We start from the raw sequence: 15,203 nt of genomic DNA, 5'->3' as shown, positions 1-15,203 counted from the left end.
CCGACGCGAATGACGAACTGTGTAGCCGATAGCAGACCGCTCACCTGCGCAGTTCGTACCGGACCTGAGGCCGGCCGGCGCGGCCGTACTCGGTGATGCGGGTCGCGGCTCCGTCGTCGGCGAGCCGTTCGAGGTAACGCCACGCCGTCACGCGTGAGACCCCCACGGCCGATCCGACTTCCGCAGCGGTTCGCGGCCCGTCGGCGTGATGAAGGAAATCGGTGATCTTCGACAGCGTGTCGGGGGAGATGCCCTTGGGTGTGGACGGACGGGAACTGCTCGTGCGCAGAGCCGACATGGCGCGATCGATATCGTGCTGGCCCGCCGCGGTCTCGGCGTCGCGCAACGCCGAGCGGTAGGCCACGTACTGTTCGAGCTTGTCCTGCAGTGCCGCGAAGGTGAACGGCTTGAGCAGATACAGCACCACACCCCGCGCGACCGCCGTCCGCACGACCTCCAGATCGCGGTTCGACGTGACGGCGATGATGTCGGGACTCGGACGACCGGCGCTCAGGCGTGCAGCCACTTCGAGGCCGCTCGTGTCGGGGAGCCCGATGTCGAGCAGCACCAGATCCACCGGTGTGCCCACCCGCGCAGCCGACGCGACCGCCCGCACGGCGTCGCTACCCGTGTGCGCGACACCTACCACCTCGAATCCGTCCACCCTCCCGACGTATTCGCGGTGGGCCTCGGCGATGAGCGGTTCGTCCTCGACGACGAGCACCCGGATCACGACCGGCTCTCCAAGGGGATCACGGCGACGATCATCGAACCCAGCGACGGTTCGGTGCGCAGAGTTCCCCCGTGACGCGCCACGACCTGGGCGACGAGTGCGAGTCCGAGGCCGCGCTGCTCGGACTTGGTGGAGTAGCCGCGCTGCATGGCCTGGGCCAGCACCTCCGGCGACATCCCCGGCCCGCTGTCGGCGACCTCGACGATCATCGACGAATCGTCCCGACGCACAGTCACCTCCACCCATGGGTCGTCCGACGCATGGGAGGCGTCGATGGCGTTGTCGATGAGATTCCCGACGAGGGTGACGATATCGCGCGCCGGGATGGACGGAACCGGGCCCAGTTCCGTGTCGTCGGTGACGGTCAGTTCCACACCTCGCTCGGCCGCCTCGTCGATCTTGCCGAGCAGCAACGCCGACAGCGCCGGCTCGTGGATGGCACTTGTCAACCTGTCGATCAGGTGCTGGGAGACCGCCAGTTCCTGCGTCGCGAACGCGACCGCGTCCTCCGTCCGGCCGAGTTCGACCATCGTGACGATGGTGTGCAGACGGTTCGCCGACTCGTGGGCCTGCGCCCGCAGCGACTCGGCGAATCCGCGGACCGAGTCGAGTTCACCGAGGACACCGCGCAACTCGGTGTGGTCGCGGAGGGTGACGACGGTGCCGATGCGGCGCTCGTTCCAGTTCACCGCGTCGCTGTTGACGACGAGGGTGCGGTCGCGCGTCAGGTGCACCTCGTCGCGTGCCTCGCCGGTGGTTGCGAGTTCGCGCAGTGTCTCGGGCAGGGCGTCGAAGGGGACCGGCCCGGTCGGGGGAAGGCCGAGCAGGCGGCGTGCCTCGTCGTTGACGACGTCGACCTGCGGTGAGGCGCCGGGTGCTCCACCGAACACCAGCAGCCCTTCGCCGATCGAGTGCAGGACGGCGTCGTGGTGTTCGTACATGCGCCGCAGCTGGTCGGGATCGAGCCCGAGGGTCTGACGGCGCAGGCGCCGCGCGATCAGGTATCCGCCCGCCGCGGTGACCACGAGCCCGGCCGCCACCAGGCCGACGATGCCCGGAAGGCTCCGCACGAAGTTCTCGGCGATCCTCTCCCGTGTCACCCCGACCGACACGAATCCGACGAGCGTGCCGTCGTCGTAGACCGGCGCGATGGTGCGGATCGACGATCCGAGGCTGCCCGTGTACGTCTCGGTGAACGGCGTGCCCGAACGGGCCTCATCGGTGTGGCCCGTGTACGGCAACCCGATCTGCTCCGGCACCGGATGTGTCACGCGGATGCCCTCGGGGTCCACGACGACGACGAAGTCCACCCCTGTCGCCTCGCGGATCTGCTCGGCGCGGGGCTGGAGCGCTGCGGTCGGATCGGGGGAGAGCAACCCGTCCGCGACCTCCGGGAAGAGCGCGGCTGTCACTGCGATATCCGTCACGGTGCGGCGAGTGGCCTCGTCGGCGTCGCGGCGTTCGTCGACGACGATGAGCGCACCCGCCACGATCGCTATCACCGTGAACACCACCAGCTGGAGGATGAGCAGCTGGCCCGCCACGCTCATCGGCGGTCTCGCCTGGCGACGGTTCACCGTTCACCTCCCGTGAACACTATGTACACAAACTTCTCCCGCGGCGACCCGGCCACCACCATGTCCTTATGTGGACGTGATGCCGGTCACCACCCGGGCGCGGAGCGGCCCCTACCAGGGTCCCGTAGTACCCGACCGAACCACGGTCGATTCCCGAGTCCTCGCCGGTGCGTCACCGCATCCCGTTATCCGTGAACATCGCGCGACGAGCCCGCGCATGATCGAAGGGCACTCCATGAGCACCACAACCGTGCGGGGCGAGAAACGCCGCGACCGTACCCACTGGCTGTACATCGGCGTCATCATCGCCGTCGTCGCCGGTATCGCCGTCGGATGGCTGGCCCCCGAGACGGGCAAGTCGCTCGGTGTCCTCGGCACCATGTTCGTCGACCTGATCAAGATGATGATCAGCCCGGTGATCTTCTGCACCATCGTGCTCGGCATCGGGTCGGTCCGGGCAGCGGCGAGCGTCGGCCGGATCGGTGGACTCGCGCTGATCTACTTCGTGGGCATGTCGACCGTGGCCCTCGCAATCGGCCTGGGTGTGGGCAACCTGCTCGACCCGGGCTCGGGGCTCACCCTCGATCCGGCCAACGCCGGCTCGGGTGCCGAACTCGCCGAGAAGGCGCATGCCGCCGGCGGCACCGTCGACTTCATCGCGTCGATCATCCCCACCTCCCTGTTGTCCGCACTGACCGAGGGCAGCGTCCTGCAGACCTTGTTCGTGGCGCTGCTCGTCGGCTTCGCCATCCAGGGCATCGGCAAGTCGGGTGAACCGATCCTGCGGGGCATCGGCCACCTGCAGAAGCTGGTCTTCCGCATCCTGACGATGATCCTGTGGCTCGCCCCGATCGGTGCCTTCGGTGCCATCGCCAACGTCGTCGGCCAGACCGGTCTGAGCGCGGTCCTGCAGCTCGGTGTTCTGATGATCGCCTTCTACCTCACGTGCGTCGTGTTCGTCTTCGGTGTTCTCGGATCGTTGCTGCGAGCGGTCTCCGGTGTCTCGGTGTTCAAGCTCGTGAAGTACCTCGCCCGCGAGTACCTCCTCATCTTCGCGACGTCGTCGTCGGAGTCCGCGCTGCCGCGTCTGATCGCCAAGATGGAGCACCTCGGTGTCCAGCGCACCACCGTCGGCGTGGTCGTGCCCACCGGTTACTCGTTCAACCTGGACGGCACCGCGATCTACCTGACGATGGCCGCCCTGTTCGTGTCCGACGCGATGGGCAGTCCCCTGAACATGGGTGAGCAGATCTCGCTCCTGCTGTTCATGATCGTCGCCTCGAAGGGTGCGGCCGGGGTCACCGGTGCCGGTCTGGCGACGCTGGCCGGCGGTCTGCAGAGCCACCGCCCCGACCTGCTCGACGGTGTCGGCCTGATCGTCGGTGTCGACCGGTTCATGTCCGAGGCGCGTGCCGTCACCAACTTCTCCGGCAACGCCATCGCGACCCTGCTCATCGGCACGTGGACCAAGTCGGTGGACCGTGACCGCGTCGACGAGGTGCTCAGCGGACGGCTGCCGTTCGACGAAAGCATGATGGTCGACGATCACGAGCCCGCTCCCGAGCGCGAACCGGCGAAGCTGGAGAAGGTGTCCGTCTGATCCGGCATCCGCTACGACAATGGCTGTCCGCTACGGAAATTTTCCGTAGCGGACAGCTATTTCTGTAGCGACTACGCGCCGGCGGCGTTATCACGACATCCGCCGGCTCGAGGACCTCGACGAGGAGAAGGTCCGGAAGTGGGTGAGACAGGCCGCCGCGCTGCCGGGGGAGAAGATGTAGCACGCCGATGTTCGGGGGAGTGATCGGGCACACGATAGTTTGGATGCATGACCACGCCTCTCCAGGACATCCCGATCAACACCCTCTCGGGTGAACCCACGAATCTCGGCTCGTACGAGGGCCACGCGGTACTCGTCGTGAACGTCGCGTCCAAGTGCGGCCTGACCCCGCAGTACACGGCACTCGAGAAGCTCGCGCAGGAATACCGCGACCGCGGACTGTTCGTCGTGGGCGTGCCGTGCAATCAGTTCATGGGTCAGGAGCCCGGAACGCCGGAGGAGATCCAGGAGTTCTGCTCCGCCACCTACGGCGTGACCTTCCCGCTGCTCGAGAAGATCGAGGTCAACGGCGAGAACCGGCATCCGCTCTACGCCGAGCTCACCAAGCACCCGGATGCCTCCGGCGAGGCCGGCGACATCCAGTGGAACTTCGAGAAGTTCCTCATCGCTCCCGACGGCACGGTCGCCGCGCGCTTCCGTCCCCGCACGGAACCGGATGCGCCCGAGATCCTCGACGCCCTCGAAGAGATCCTGCCGGCCTGACATGTTCGGCACAGAAGCGCGGGACGCGCTGTACGACATCATCCGCATGCGTCGCGACGTCCGTGCAGAATTCAGCGGGGAACGGCTCGACGAGGACACGCTGATGCGCATCCTGCGGGCCGCCCATCACGCACCCAGTGTCGGCAACACCCAGCCCTGGGACTTCGTCGTCGTACAGGACGAACAGCGGCTGAAGGAGTTCGCCGAGCACGTCGCCGGTTGCCGGCAGGCGTTCGCCGACTCGCTCCCCGAGGACCGGAAGAGCACCTTCGACCCCATCAAGATCGAAGGCATCGTCGAATCGGGGACCGGCGTCGTCGTCACCTACGACCCCGAACGCGGCGGCAAGCACATCCTCGGCCGTCACACCATCGACGAATCCGGCCTGTTCTCGGCCGTGCTGGCGATCCAGAACCTGTGGCTCGCCGCGACCGCCGAGGGTCTCGGCGTGGGATGGGTGTCGTTCTACGAGGAGGACTTCCTCGCCGACTTCGTCGGAGTGAGCGCACCCGTGCGTCCCATCGCGTGGCTGTGTGTCGGGCCGGTCACGCGGCTCCAGGAGATACCCGACCTCGAACGGTTCGGCTGGCGCAAGGGGCGCCAGCTCGAGGAGGCCGTGCACCGCGACAGGTTCGCGGCGCCGGGTGACCGGGAAGCCTGATCCGACGGGTGGCGACCGGTTCGTGAGTGCGCGAGCCGGCCGCCACCCGCTGTTTCACAGATCGGTCGTCACCTGCCTGTTTTCAGAGTTCGGTCGCGACCTTCCAGGCACTGTGGATGGCGCCCTCGATGTAGTCGACCCGACCCGCGTCCCCGACGACGCGGACATCGATGTCCGAGCCGGCCAGTTCGTCGGCGAGCGGTGCTGCCGCCGACACACCGGACGCGACCACGACCATGCGGGCGCGTACCGATTTCGTCTCGCCACCCACGGTGAACTCCACCGTCTTCGGGGTGATGCGCTGAACCGTCGCACCACGATGCACCTCGAGGCCGACCTCGCGCGCGTGCTTGACAGCGGTCCACCGGCGCGGCATCGCCATCGGCACCCCGAGCTGCTTCCCCTCGGCGAGCAGCGTCACCCGGCTTCCCCGCTCGGCCATGAACTCCGCGAGTTCGAGCCCGACGAGCGACCCGCCGATCACGACGACGTCCTTCGCCATCGGCAGGAAACGCAGGAACCGCCGGCTCAGATCACGGATCCTCCGAGGGCTCGTGGTGATACCGGCGAGCCTGCCCACCCGGCCCATCACCCGCAGCACCGGGGACTGATCGGAGACGTCGCCCGCACCCGTCATGAGCGCACGCATGCTGTCGCCGGTGTGCACGTGCGGCAAGTCCCCGCCCGGCACGGTGGGACGTTCCCGCACGGCGCCCGTCGCGACGACCACCACGTCCGGCTTCAGGGCGCGGATCGATGCGGAGGTGGCCTCGGCGCCGAGCCGCACGTCGATGCCGAGGCGGGTGACCTCGGCCGTCAGCCATTTCAGCAGCCGCTCGTTGTCGGGGGTGGTGAGGGTCGAGAACCACAGGGTCCCGCCCAGCCGGTCGGTCTTGTCCAGGACGGTGACGCGGTGCCCGCGCTCGGTGGCGACCCGCGCAGTCTCGAGGCCGCCCGGCCCGGCACCCACCACGACGACGTGCTTCGGCGCCGCAGTGCGGACGAACGGCACGAGTGTCTCGTTGCCCAGCGCCGGATTGACCGCACAGATGGGCGTGGCATCCCAGAAGTTCTCCTGCACGCACACATAGCAGTTGATGCACGGGCGGATCTGCTCGCTGCGGCCCTGCTTCAGCTTGGCGACGAGCGCGGGATCGGCCAGCAACTGACGTCCCATCGCGACGAAGTCGGTGACGCCCTCGGCGATCATCCGCTCGCCGAACTCCGGCAGCATGCGGCCGACGGTGATGACGGGGATCGACACCGCACGCTTGATGACCGCCGCGTTGTGGGTGTAGTAGCCGACCTTGTCCGGCAACGGGCCGTCGGTGAAATTCGCGAACGCGTTCAGCGCGGTGCCAGTGACGTGGAGTGCATCGGCACCGGCCTGCTCGAACAGCACTGCGGCAGCAGCGGATTCCTCGACGGTCAGGCCGTCCGTCTCACCGTATTCCTGCCCTGCCAGCCGCACGATGACGGCGAGGCGGTCGCCGACCTCGGCCTTGACCGCGCGGATCACCTCGCAGGTCAGCCGGGCCCGGTTCTCCAGCGACCCGCCGTATCCGTCGGTGCGCTGGTTCGTGTAGCGGCTGAGGAAGGCGCCGAGCACGTAGTTGTGGGCGGCGTGGATCTCGACGGCGTCCGCTCCGGCGGCGGCGACCCGGCCCGCGGCCTCGGCGAACATCCGGATCAACCATTCGATGTCGCTCTCGGATGCCTCGTTGTAGGTGGCCTGCACGCCACCCTGGATCGATGCCATGCGCTGCAGTTCCGCGGGCGTGCAGTCGGCCATGGCGCTCATGTCGCTCGGCGGCTTCGGGATGCTCGGCACGAGCTGCGGCCGGCCCTGCAGGGTGTCGATACGGGCGACCTTGCCGTGGTGCACCATCTGCACGCACAGTTTGCTGCCGGCCTCGTGGACGGCGTCGGTGAGTGCGCGGAGGCCGGGGATGAACCGGTCCTCGGACAGGCCGGGTTCCTTCGTGCTGGTGCATCCCGCCGGATAGGCGACCGCGCAGCATCCGGTGACGATCAGCCCGGTGCCTCCGGCCGCGCGGGCGACGAAATGATCGATGTCGCCCTGCTCGATCTCCCCGTCCTCGCAGAGGTTCATGTCCATGGCGGGCATCACCACGCGGTTGTCCAGGGTGATCGGCCCGATGGTGCCGGGGGAGAGAAGGCGCGTATAGGTCTGGTTCGGGACTGCCACGCCCGGACGGTATGCCCGGCTCCGTGTGGCCGTCGACACTGTCCCGATGAACGGGATGCGGATCGCCGGCCCGAGTCTTCATCCGGACTTCCCGGTCGGGCAGGACGCCGTTCACCCGAGTGCAGCAGGCTCGGGGGCATGAGCGGACGGATGATCGTGTCGGTGTCGGGGATCCGGGACGTCACGCGCGACCTCGTGGACGCCTTCGCCCGTGAGACGGACGCGCGTGGAGTGCCGTTGTCGCTGTTCGTCGCACCCCGCCTGAAAGACCACTACCGCCTCGTGCGGGATCCGGCGACGCAGGAGTGGCTGCTCGAGCGACGCGAGGGCGGCGACGCGATCGTGCTGCACGGTTACGACCAGGCGGCGACGAAGCGACGTCGCGCCGAGTTCGCGACGCTGCCCGAGCACGAAGCACGGTTGCGCCTGCTCGCCGCCGACCGTGTGCTCGAGGAGACCGGACTGCGCACCCGGCTGTTCGCACCACCGCGATGGCGCGCGTCGCCGGGCGCAGTGACAGCACTTCCGCAGGTCGGTTTCCGGATGATGGCGGACAACGCGGGGATCCACGATCTGGTGGCGGGCACCGTGACGAAGACGCGGCTGTACGCGCTCGGTGACGGTGCGGGGTCGGACGTGTGGCGCTGCCGTGCGATGGTGATGGGCGCGTCGCGGACGGCGCGGCGCGGGGAGCTGCTGCGTCTGGCGATCGCCGCTCCCCGGCTCGCCGAGTCCGGACCCCGGCAGGCGATCCTCGACGCCGTCGACCTCGCGCTGCACCACGGTGCCGAACCGACCGTCCACGCCTGGCGGCCGCGTCCGTCGAACAGCCGCGTGGCGTGATCCCGCCTGGCCCGCCGGTGCTCCCGGTCGCCGCATCCGCTCGGTAATGTTGGCGGCCATGGATGCTGACGTGATCGTGGTGGGGGCGGGACTCGCGGGGCTCGTGGCGGTCGGTGAACTGATCGACGCCGGTCGCAAGGTTCTGCTGGTCGATCAGGAGAACTCGAACAACATTGGTGGGCAGGCCTTCTGGTCGTTCGGTGGGTTGTTCTTCGTCGACAGTCCCGAACAGCGACGACTCGGGATCAAGGATTCCTACGAACTCGCCTTGCAGGACTGGATGGGGACCGCCGGCTTCGACCGCGAGATCGAGGACCGCTGGCCGCGGCGCTGGGCCCAGGCCTACGTCGAGTTCGCCGCGGGGGAGAAGCACGCCTGGCTCGAGCAGCGCGGGCTGAAGATCTTCCCGATGGTCAACTGGGCCGAACGCGGCGGATACGACGCTGCAGGGCACGGCAACTCGGTCCCGCGATTCCACATCACCTGGGGTACCGGTCCGGGCCTCGTCGAGATCTTCGAGCGCAAGCTCCTCGAAGGCGTCGAACGCGGTCTCGTCACGCTGAAGCACCGCCACCGGGTCGACGAACTCGTCGTCACCGACGGCGCCGCCACCGGTGTGCGCGGAGCGATCCTCGAGCCCACCGACGCGGCGCGCGGCGTGGCGTCCTCCCGCACCGTCGTCGGGGACTTCGAGTTCTCCGCCGGAGCCGTGATCGTCACCTCCGGCGGGATCGGGGGCAACTACGACCTCGTGAAGAAGAACTGGCCGAAGCGGATGGGGGAGCCGCCGAAGCATATGCTCAGCGGGGTGCCCGCGCACGTCGACGGCCGGATGCTCGAGATCACCGAGAAGGCCGGCGGGAACATCGTCAACCGCGACCGCATGTGGCACTACACCGAGGGCATCACCAACTACGACCCGGTGTGGCCCGATCACGGCATCCGCATCCTGCCCGGCCCGTCGTCGCTGTGGCTCGACGCCACCGGCAAGCGGTTGCCGGTGCCGTTGTTCCCCGGCTTCGACACGCTCGGCACCCTCGAGTACATCGTGAGCACGGGTTACGACCACACCTGGTTCGTGCTCGACCAGAAGATCATCGAGAAGGAGTTCGGGCTCTCCGGCTCCGAGCAGAATCCCGACCTCACCGGGCGCAGCCTCCGCCTGCTGCTGCAGCGGGTCAGGTCGGGTGCCCCCGGACCGGTCGAGGCCTTCAAGGAGCGCGGTGTCGACTTCGTCGTCCGCGACACGCTCGCCGATCTCGTGGCGGGCATGAACGAACTCACCCCCGAGGCGCCGCTCGACTACGAGCAGGTGCGTTCGGTGGTCGAGGCCCGGGACCGCGAGATGGACAACAAGTACACCAAAGACCTGCAGGTCGCGGCGGTGCGCTCGGCGCGGGCCTACGTACCCGACCGCGTCGTCCGCATCGCGGCGCCGCACCGGATCCTCGACCCCAAGGCCGGACCGCTCATCGCGGTCAAGTTGCACCTGCTCACCCGCAAGACGCTCGGCGGGCTCGAGACCGACCTGTCCTCGCGCGTGCTGCGGTCGGACGGGTCGGTCTTCGACGGCCTCTTCGCCGCCGGTGAGGTCGCCGGCTTCGGTGGTGGCGGCGTCCACGGCTACCGGTCGCTCGAGGGCACCTTCCTCGGCGGATGCATCTTCTCGGGCCGGGCGGCGGGTCGCGCCGCCGCCCGCTGAACCTCCCGTCGGCGTCGACTGGGACAGCAGAGCGCAAAACGGTCGTAGGAGCGCGAAACATCCCGCGCCGACGACCGTTTCGCGCTCCGCAGCGTCAGACCTCGACGCCGTCTTCGTGCGGCAGCACGCGGAATTCGGTGCCCTCCGGCGCCATCTCGCTGTACCGGCCGTAGAAGATGCCGCGACCGTTGTCGTTGACGATGCCCTGGTGGATCGGCACGGCGACCCGCGGATTCACCGCGCGCAGGTAGTCGATCGCCTCCCAGATCTTGAGCCACGGCGCGGTCGACGGCAGGGCCAGCACGTCGACGCGCTCGTGCGGGATGTACAGCGAGTCGCCGGGGTGCAGCAGCCGCGACGGATTCTCGTCGTCGCCCACGAGGAAGGCCATGTTGTCGATGACGGGCATGTCGGGGTGGATCACCGCGTGCCGTCCGCCGGTGCCGCGTACGGTCAGCGAACCCACCGAGAAGGAGTCGCCGGGACGCACCGCGGTCCAGTCGCCGTCGAGCAGGTTCGCCGACTGCGGGTCGGAGAACAACTGCGCTCCGGGGTTGGCCTCGAGGAGCGCGGGCAGCCGGGTGGTATCGGCGTGGTCGGGATGCTGGTGGGTCACGAGGATCGCGTCGAGTCCGGTGATGCCCTCGAACCCGTGGGAGAAATTTCCGGGGTCGAAAAGGAGCTTCGCGCCGAGGTGTTCGACGAGGATGCAGGAATGGCCGAAATGGGTCAGTTGCATGTCGTCGAGTATGCCGTCGGGAGGAGCCCGATGACCGACTCACGGACAGGAACTCCGCTTCGGCATCTTCCTCACGCCGTCCGCTGCCGATCCGGTGGGCGTCGTCGACCTCGCCGTGGTGTCGGAGAGCGCCTGGACCGCATCGCAGCCCCGGCGAAGCGGTCGACGCACTGATCGAGGCGATCGAAGTGATCCGCGCTCTGTGGTCGGACGAGAAGGGCGCGGCCGGGATCGACGGCACGTACTACCGGCTGACCGGCGCGAAGCGGGGCCCGTTCCCCGCGCACGCTCTCGGCATCTGGCTCGGCGCCTACGGCAAGCGGATGCTCGACGTCACCGGCCGCTTCGCCGGCGGATGCCTGCCGAGTTCGTTCGCCGCCGGGCCCGAGAAGCTGGGGGAGATGAGCGCCCGCGTCGACGAGGGCGCGCACCGTGCCGGGCGTGATCCCGCCGCGATCCGCCGGCTCTACAACATCTCCGGCACCTTCGCGGAGACCGCGGACGGGTCGCGGTCCGACCTCGAACGTTTCGCCGGTGAGGTCGCGCCCCGCGTGCGCGAACTCGTTGCTGCCGAGCGGCGTTGAACGGGGGTGACGGGTCTCGCACGAGCGGGACCTCGGCCGATGCCCTTCCCGGTGGCCACGGCCGGTAAACTGCTGGATGTCCGGTGTCCGTCCCCGGGCGCCAGCACTACTACCGAGGAGCAGCACGTGGCGCGTGTCGTCGTCGAAGTCATGCCCAAAGCCGAGATTCTCGACCCCCAGGGTCAGGCCATCACCGGGGCGCTGTCGCGGCTGGGCTTCGCGGGCGTGACCGACGTCCGTCAGGGTAAGCGTTTCGAGCTCGAAGTCGACGGCAGCGTCGGCGACGAGGAGCTCGAGAAGATCGCCGAGTCGTTGCTCGCCAACACGGTGATCGAGGACTGGGCCATCCGGCGGATCGACGGTGACGCATGAGCGCACGCATCGGAGTCATCACCTTCCCGGGCACGCTCGACGACGTCGACGCCTCCCGCGCGGTGAAGCTCGCCGGTGGTGAGGCCGTGAGCCTGTGGCACGGGGACGCCGATCTCAAGGGGGTCGACGCGGTGATCGTGCCCGGCGGCTTCTCCTACGGCGACTACCTGCGCTGCGGTGCCATCGCACGGTTCGCACCGGTGATGGGCAAGGTCGTCGAGGCCGCGCAGAAGGGCATGCCCGTCCTCGGCATCTGCAACGGCTTCCAGGTGCTGTGCGAGGCGGGTCTGCTGCCCGGCGCGCTCACCCGCAACGCCGGTCTGCACTTCGTCTGCCGCGACGAGTGGCTGAAGGTCGAGTCGAACACCACCGCGTGGACCTCGCGCTACGAGGCCGGCGCCGAGATCCTCATCCCGCTCAAGTCGGGTGAGGGCCGCTACCAGGCATCGGAGAAGGTGCTCGACGAGCTCGAGGGTGAAGGTCGCGTGGTGTTCCGCTTCGCGGGCGACAACCCGAACGGTTCGCAGCGCGGCATCGCCGGCATCTCGTCGGCGAACGGCCGGGTCGTCGGTCTCATGCCGCACCCCGAGCACGCCACCGAGGCGCTCACCGGCCCCAGCGATGACGGACTCGGCATGTTCTACAGCGTGCTGGACGCGGTCGTCAACGCGTGACCGCCTGACCGGAATTTTCCGGCGAAGCCCCCATCGACCCTCCCGGGTCGTGGGGGCGTCGCTCGTTCCGGCGGGCTCGAGGAATCCTTCGAACCGAAGTTCCGGAACAGGAGAGACGGAACGAGGGACCCCGCGACCGTCCCGATCGGCTGCGGAATCCCTCGTCCCTACAACCCGGAGCTCGACCCCCCGATCAAGTCCCGGGCGCGATGTCGTCGTCATCCCCCATGCGCGACATCGCGGATCAGTCTGCCGGAGCCGAATCGTCCTGTCCTGAGTAGGACTACCCAAATCGGGCCTGTCCGTCGACGGGCGTTGCGTGTCGGTCCCCGGCGGTACCGTCGCGCCATGACAGCGACCATCGCGATGATCACCTTCGACACCACCGACCCGGCTCCGATCGCGACGTGGTGGGCCGAGCGTACGGGCGGCCGCATCGAGCAGGAGAACGACGGCTGGTTCTTCATCGTCGCCCTGCCGCAGGGCATCAGGCTCGGTTTCCAGAAGGTGTCCGATCCGACGCCCGGGAAGAACCGCGTGCACCTCGATCTCACGGCCCCCGATCTCGACGCCGAGGTCGAGCGCTTCGTGCAGGCCGGCGCGAAGGAGGTCCATCGCGAGAACATGGGAGACGACTTCCGCTGGGTGACGCTCGCCGACCCCGAGGGCAACCTGTTCTGCGTCGCCGAGGGCCACTGACACTCGGTACGAGGGGAGCGGCGCGGCTCTTTCGTTCAGCACCGAGACTGTCCGTGATGCGAAGATGCAGTCATGTCTTCCACGCGTGCCGATGCTCGGGGTCTCTGTAATTTCGTCGACCTGTCGCCGTCGCCGTTCCACGTCTGCGCCACCGTCGCCGCGGCGCTGACCGAGGCGGGCTTCGTCGAACTGCACGAGCAGCAGGCCTGGCCCTCCGAGCCGGGACGCTTCTTCCTGGTGCGCGGCGGGTCGCTGATCGCGTGGAGCACCGAGGGTGTCGCCGACGATCCGGCCGCGCCCTTCCGCATCGTCGGCGGGCACACCGACAGCCCCAACCTGCGGGTCAAGCAGCATCCCGATCTCACGTCGGCGGGCTGGCGGATGGTGGGGCTCGAACCGTACGGCGGTGCGTGGCTCAACTCGTGGCTCGACCGCGACCTCGGCATCTCCGGCCGCTTCACCGTGCGCGCGGCGGAGACGACCGAGGACGTCCTCGTCCGAGTCGACGCGCCGGTCCTGCGTGTCCCGCAGCTCGCCATCCACCTGTCCGAGGACCGCAAGGGCGTCCAGCTCGATCCGCAGCGCCACGTCAACGGCGTCTGGGGAGTCGGCACCGAACCGCGCTCGTTCATCGCGTGGGTCGCCGAGCAGCACGGAATCGACCCGGGCGCGGTGCTCGGCTGGGAACTGATGACCCACGACCTCGCACCGAGCGCGGTCGTCGGGCCGGGCCGCGACCTGGTCAGCGCACCGCGTCTCGACAACCAGGGCACCTGCTACGCCGGACTGCACGCCCTTCTCGCCGCCGCGGAACACGTCGCAGCGCACGGTGGCCCGATGCCGCTCCTCGCCCTGTTCGACCATGAGGAGGTCGGCAGCATGTCCGACCGCGGCGCCTTCTCGGAACTGCTCGACACCGTCCTCGAACGGATCGTCCTGCTCCGGGGTGGCGGCCGGGAGGAGTTCCTCCGCGCCCGCGCCGGCTCGATCGTCGCGTCCGGCGACATGGCGCACGCCACGCACCCCAACTACCCCGAGCGGCACGAACCCGCCCACCGCATCGCGGTCAACGGCGGACCGGTCCTGAAGGTGAACCAGAACCTGCGCTACGCGAGCGACGCGACCGGCGCCGGAGCCTTCGCGCTGGCCTGCGAGCAGGCGGGGGTCCCGCTGCAGCGGTACGTGCACCGCGCCGACCTGCCGTGCGGCTCGACGATCGGCCCGATCACCGCGTCGAGGACCGGCATCACGACCGTCGACGTCGGCGCCCCGCAGCTCGCCATGCACTCGGCGCGCGAGTTCATGGGCGCGGACGACGTGGCGAGCTATGCGCAGGCCATGACCGCTTTCCTGACCCCGGCATCGTGACCGCGTTCGCCCGCCCCGAAGCACCCGCCGGTGACACACTGAAGACGGTCGTGTCCGGTCGGAGAGAACGGGGGAATGCAGTGGACGTCCCGTCCTACCCCGATCATCTGCTGTCCCTCGACGAGTGGGCGGCCCTGCCCGAATCCGACGGGCACCATGTGGAGGTGTGCGAGGGCGTGCTCCTCGCCGCGCCCGCGCCGGGGGCGGCGCACGATCATGCCGCGGTGACCCTGGCGTTGCTCCTCGACGAGAAGCTGCCCGACGAATGGTGCGCGCTCGGAGGCGTCGAGGTGCTGGTCGCGGAGAAGCCGCTGACGGTGCGGTGCCCCGACGTGATCGTCGTGGGACGCTCCCTCGTCGACGCCGATCCCGATCGGGCGCCGATCTCCGAGGTGAAGCTGGTCGTGGAGGTCACCGTCGACGGCACGGCCCGCACCGACCGCGTCACGAAGTTCTCCGAATACGCGGAGGCCGGCGTCCCGCAGTACTGGATCGTCGATCTCGGCGGACCGCCGGTGATCGCGACCTTCACGCTCGTCGACGGGTGGTACCGATTCGACGGGGAGCACTCGGGCACCGTCACCCTCGATGCGCTGGGCACCGAGGTGGCCGTCACACCGTCGGGGTTCGTGCCCGCACCGGTGAACCCCGTCGCGCCTGCACAACGATAGACTGATCCGCGGCAGTTCCCGCCCGGCCTGCCGTTTTCGATCCCAGAG

At 68.8% G+C, this 15,203-nt stretch carries 15 protein-coding genes; 11 read left to right on the top strand and 4 right to left on the bottom strand.

The genetic code is table 11. From position 1 onward, the window contains the following. Positions 1 to 40: 40 nt before the first annotated feature. Both BLV31_RS22350 and BLV31_RS22345 read right to left on the bottom strand, forming a co-directional pair. Positions 41 to 733: a response regulator gene (locus BLV31_RS22350; protein WP_006551834.1), complete on the bottom strand. Its 693-nt coding sequence runs from the start codon at positions 731 to 733 to the stop codon at positions 41 to 43. Next, positions 730 to 2,283: a sensor histidine kinase gene (locus BLV31_RS22345; protein WP_006551833.1), complete on the bottom strand. Its 1,554-nt coding sequence runs from the start codon at positions 2,281 to 2,283 to the stop codon at positions 730 to 732. The genes BLV31_RS22350 and BLV31_RS22345 overlap by 4 nt, the downstream gene beginning before the upstream one ends. 262 nt (positions 2,284 to 2,545) lie before the next feature. Here BLV31_RS22345 and BLV31_RS22340 point away from each other — a divergent pair, with 262 nt between their 5' ends. The 3 genes from BLV31_RS22340 to bluB all read left to right on the top strand — a co-directional run bounded on the left by BLV31_RS22340 (position 2,546) and on the right by bluB (position 5,294). Then, entirely contained in the window at positions 2,546 to 3,910 is a 1,365-nt protein-coding gene (locus BLV31_RS22340) for a cation:dicarboxylate symporter family transporter (RefSeq protein WP_033096838.1), read from the top strand. Positions 3,911 to 4,138: 228 nt separating this feature from the next. After that, a complete protein-coding gene (locus BLV31_RS22330) occupies positions 4,139 to 4,633 on the top strand; it encodes a glutathione peroxidase (RefSeq protein ID WP_019290035.1) in 495 nt (164 codons plus the stop codon). A 1-nt stretch (position 4,634) separates the two neighbouring features. Beyond that, the gene (bluB, locus tag BLV31_RS22325; RefSeq protein WP_019290034.1) at positions 4,635 to 5,294 is read left to right on the top strand and encodes a 5,6-dimethylbenzimidazole synthase; all 660 of its coding nucleotides are present in this window, start codon (positions 4,635 to 4,637) and stop codon (positions 5,292 to 5,294) included. Between the two features lie 82 nt (positions 5,295 to 5,376). On the opposite strand, the gene BLV31_RS22320 is transcribed toward bluB, so the two are convergent. Beyond that, positions 5,377 to 7,503, bottom strand: coding sequence for an oxidoreductase (locus BLV31_RS22320; protein ID WP_064061094.1), 2,127 nt, complete (start codon positions 7,501 to 7,503; stop codon positions 5,377 to 5,379). Positions 7,504 to 7,641: 138 nt separating this feature from the next. On the opposite strand from BLV31_RS22320, the gene BLV31_RS22315 reads away from it, so the two are divergent. Then, a complete protein-coding gene (locus tag BLV31_RS22315) occupies positions 7,642 to 8,346 on the top strand; it encodes a DUF2334 domain-containing protein (protein WP_024103003.1) in 705 nt (234 codons plus the stop codon). Positions 8,347 to 8,404: 58 nt separating this feature from the next. Then, positions 8,405 to 10,048, top strand: coding sequence for an FAD-binding dehydrogenase (locus tag BLV31_RS22310; RefSeq protein WP_064061095.1), 1,644 nt, complete (start codon positions 8,405 to 8,407; stop codon positions 10,046 to 10,048). A gap of 94 nt (positions 10,049 to 10,142) precedes the next feature. Here the strand turns inward: BLV31_RS22310 and BLV31_RS22305 are convergent, their stop codons facing one another. Further along, complete coding sequence (locus BLV31_RS22305; protein WP_064061096.1) at positions 10,143 to 10,787, bottom strand: MBL fold metallo-hydrolase; 645 nt, start codon at positions 10,785 to 10,787, stop codon at positions 10,143 to 10,145. Between the two features lie 188 nt (positions 10,788 to 10,975). Here BLV31_RS22305 and BLV31_RS22300 point away from each other — a divergent pair, with 188 nt between their 5' ends. The 6 genes from BLV31_RS22300 to BLV31_RS22275 all read left to right on the top strand — a co-directional run bounded on the left by BLV31_RS22300 (position 10,976) and on the right by BLV31_RS22275 (position 15,155). Next, on the top strand, positions 10,976 to 11,371 hold the full coding sequence (locus tag BLV31_RS22300; protein ID WP_064061097.1) for an LLM class flavin-dependent oxidoreductase: 396 nt from the start codon (positions 10,976 to 10,978) through the stop codon (positions 11,369 to 11,371). A 126-nt stretch (positions 11,372 to 11,497) separates the two neighbouring features. Further along, positions 11,498 to 11,743 carry a phosphoribosylformylglycinamidine synthase subunit PurS gene (gene purS, locus BLV31_RS22295; protein ID WP_006551824.1) on the top strand — a complete coding sequence of 82 codons (246 nt, stop codon included), beginning with the start codon at positions 11,498 to 11,500 and terminating at the stop codon, positions 11,741 to 11,743. Further along, positions 11,740 to 12,417 carry a phosphoribosylformylglycinamidine synthase subunit PurQ gene (gene purQ / locus BLV31_RS22290; protein WP_006551823.1) on the top strand — a complete coding sequence of 226 codons (678 nt, stop codon included), beginning with the start codon at positions 11,740 to 11,742 and terminating at the stop codon, positions 12,415 to 12,417. The genes purS and purQ overlap by 4 nt, the downstream gene beginning before the upstream one ends. Before the next feature lie 348 nt (positions 12,418 to 12,765). Next, positions 12,766 to 13,116 carry a VOC family protein gene (locus tag BLV31_RS22285; RefSeq protein WP_064061098.1) on the top strand — a complete coding sequence of 117 codons (351 nt, stop codon included), beginning with the start codon at positions 12,766 to 12,768 and terminating at the stop codon, positions 13,114 to 13,116. Positions 13,117 to 13,188: 72 nt separating this feature from the next. Next, complete coding sequence (locus tag BLV31_RS22280; RefSeq protein WP_064061099.1) at positions 13,189 to 14,484, top strand: M18 family aminopeptidase; 1,296 nt, start codon at positions 13,189 to 13,191, stop codon at positions 14,482 to 14,484. Positions 14,485 to 14,564: 80 nt separating this feature from the next. After that, positions 14,565 to 15,155 carry a Uma2 family endonuclease gene (locus tag BLV31_RS22275; RefSeq protein WP_006551820.1) on the top strand — a complete coding sequence of 197 codons (591 nt, stop codon included), beginning with the start codon at positions 14,565 to 14,567 and terminating at the stop codon, positions 15,153 to 15,155. Positions 15,156 to 15,203 lie beyond the last annotated feature (48 nt).

It is taken from the genome of Rhodococcus pyridinivorans (assembly GCF_900105195.1).
Taxonomy (GTDB): Bacteria; Actinomycetota; Actinomycetes; order Mycobacteriales; family Mycobacteriaceae; genus Rhodococcus; species Rhodococcus pyridinivorans.
The sequence above is the reverse complement of the archived record's forward strand: the minus strand, read 5'-3'. Positions and strand labels throughout refer to the sequence as shown.

Bases quoted from the DNA above. Each gene is read 5' to 3' on its own strand.
- BLV31_RS22345 (WP_006551833.1), bottom strand. From the start codon at position 2,283: ATGAGCGTGGCGGGCCAGCTGCTCATCCTCCAGCTGGTGGTGTTCACG.
- BLV31_RS22340 (WP_033096838.1), top strand. From the start codon at position 2,546: ATGAGCACCACAACCGTGCGGGGCGAGAAACGCCGCGACCGTACCCAC.
- BLV31_RS22330 (WP_019290035.1), top strand. From the start codon at position 4,139: ATGACCACGCCTCTCCAGGACATCCCGATCAACACCCTCTCGGGTGAA.
- bluB (WP_019290034.1), top strand. From the start codon at position 4,635: ATGTTCGGCACAGAAGCGCGGGACGCGCTGTACGACATCATCCGCATG.
- BLV31_RS22315 (WP_024103003.1), top strand. From the start codon at position 7,642: ATGAGCGGACGGATGATCGTGTCGGTGTCGGGGATCCGGGACGTCACG.
- BLV31_RS22310 (WP_064061095.1), top strand. From the start codon at position 8,405: ATGGATGCTGACGTGATCGTGGTGGGGGCGGGACTCGCGGGGCTCGTG.
- BLV31_RS22305 (WP_064061096.1), bottom strand. From the start codon at position 10,787: ATGCAACTGACCCATTTCGGCCATTCCTGCATCCTCGTCGAACACCTC.
- purQ (WP_006551823.1), top strand. From the start codon at position 11,740: ATGAGCGCACGCATCGGAGTCATCACCTTCCCGGGCACGCTCGACGAC.
- BLV31_RS22285 (WP_064061098.1), top strand. From the start codon at position 12,766: ATGACAGCGACCATCGCGATGATCACCTTCGACACCACCGACCCGGCT.
- BLV31_RS22280 (WP_064061099.1), top strand. From the start codon at position 13,189: ATGTCTTCCACGCGTGCCGATGCTCGGGGTCTCTGTAATTTCGTCGAC.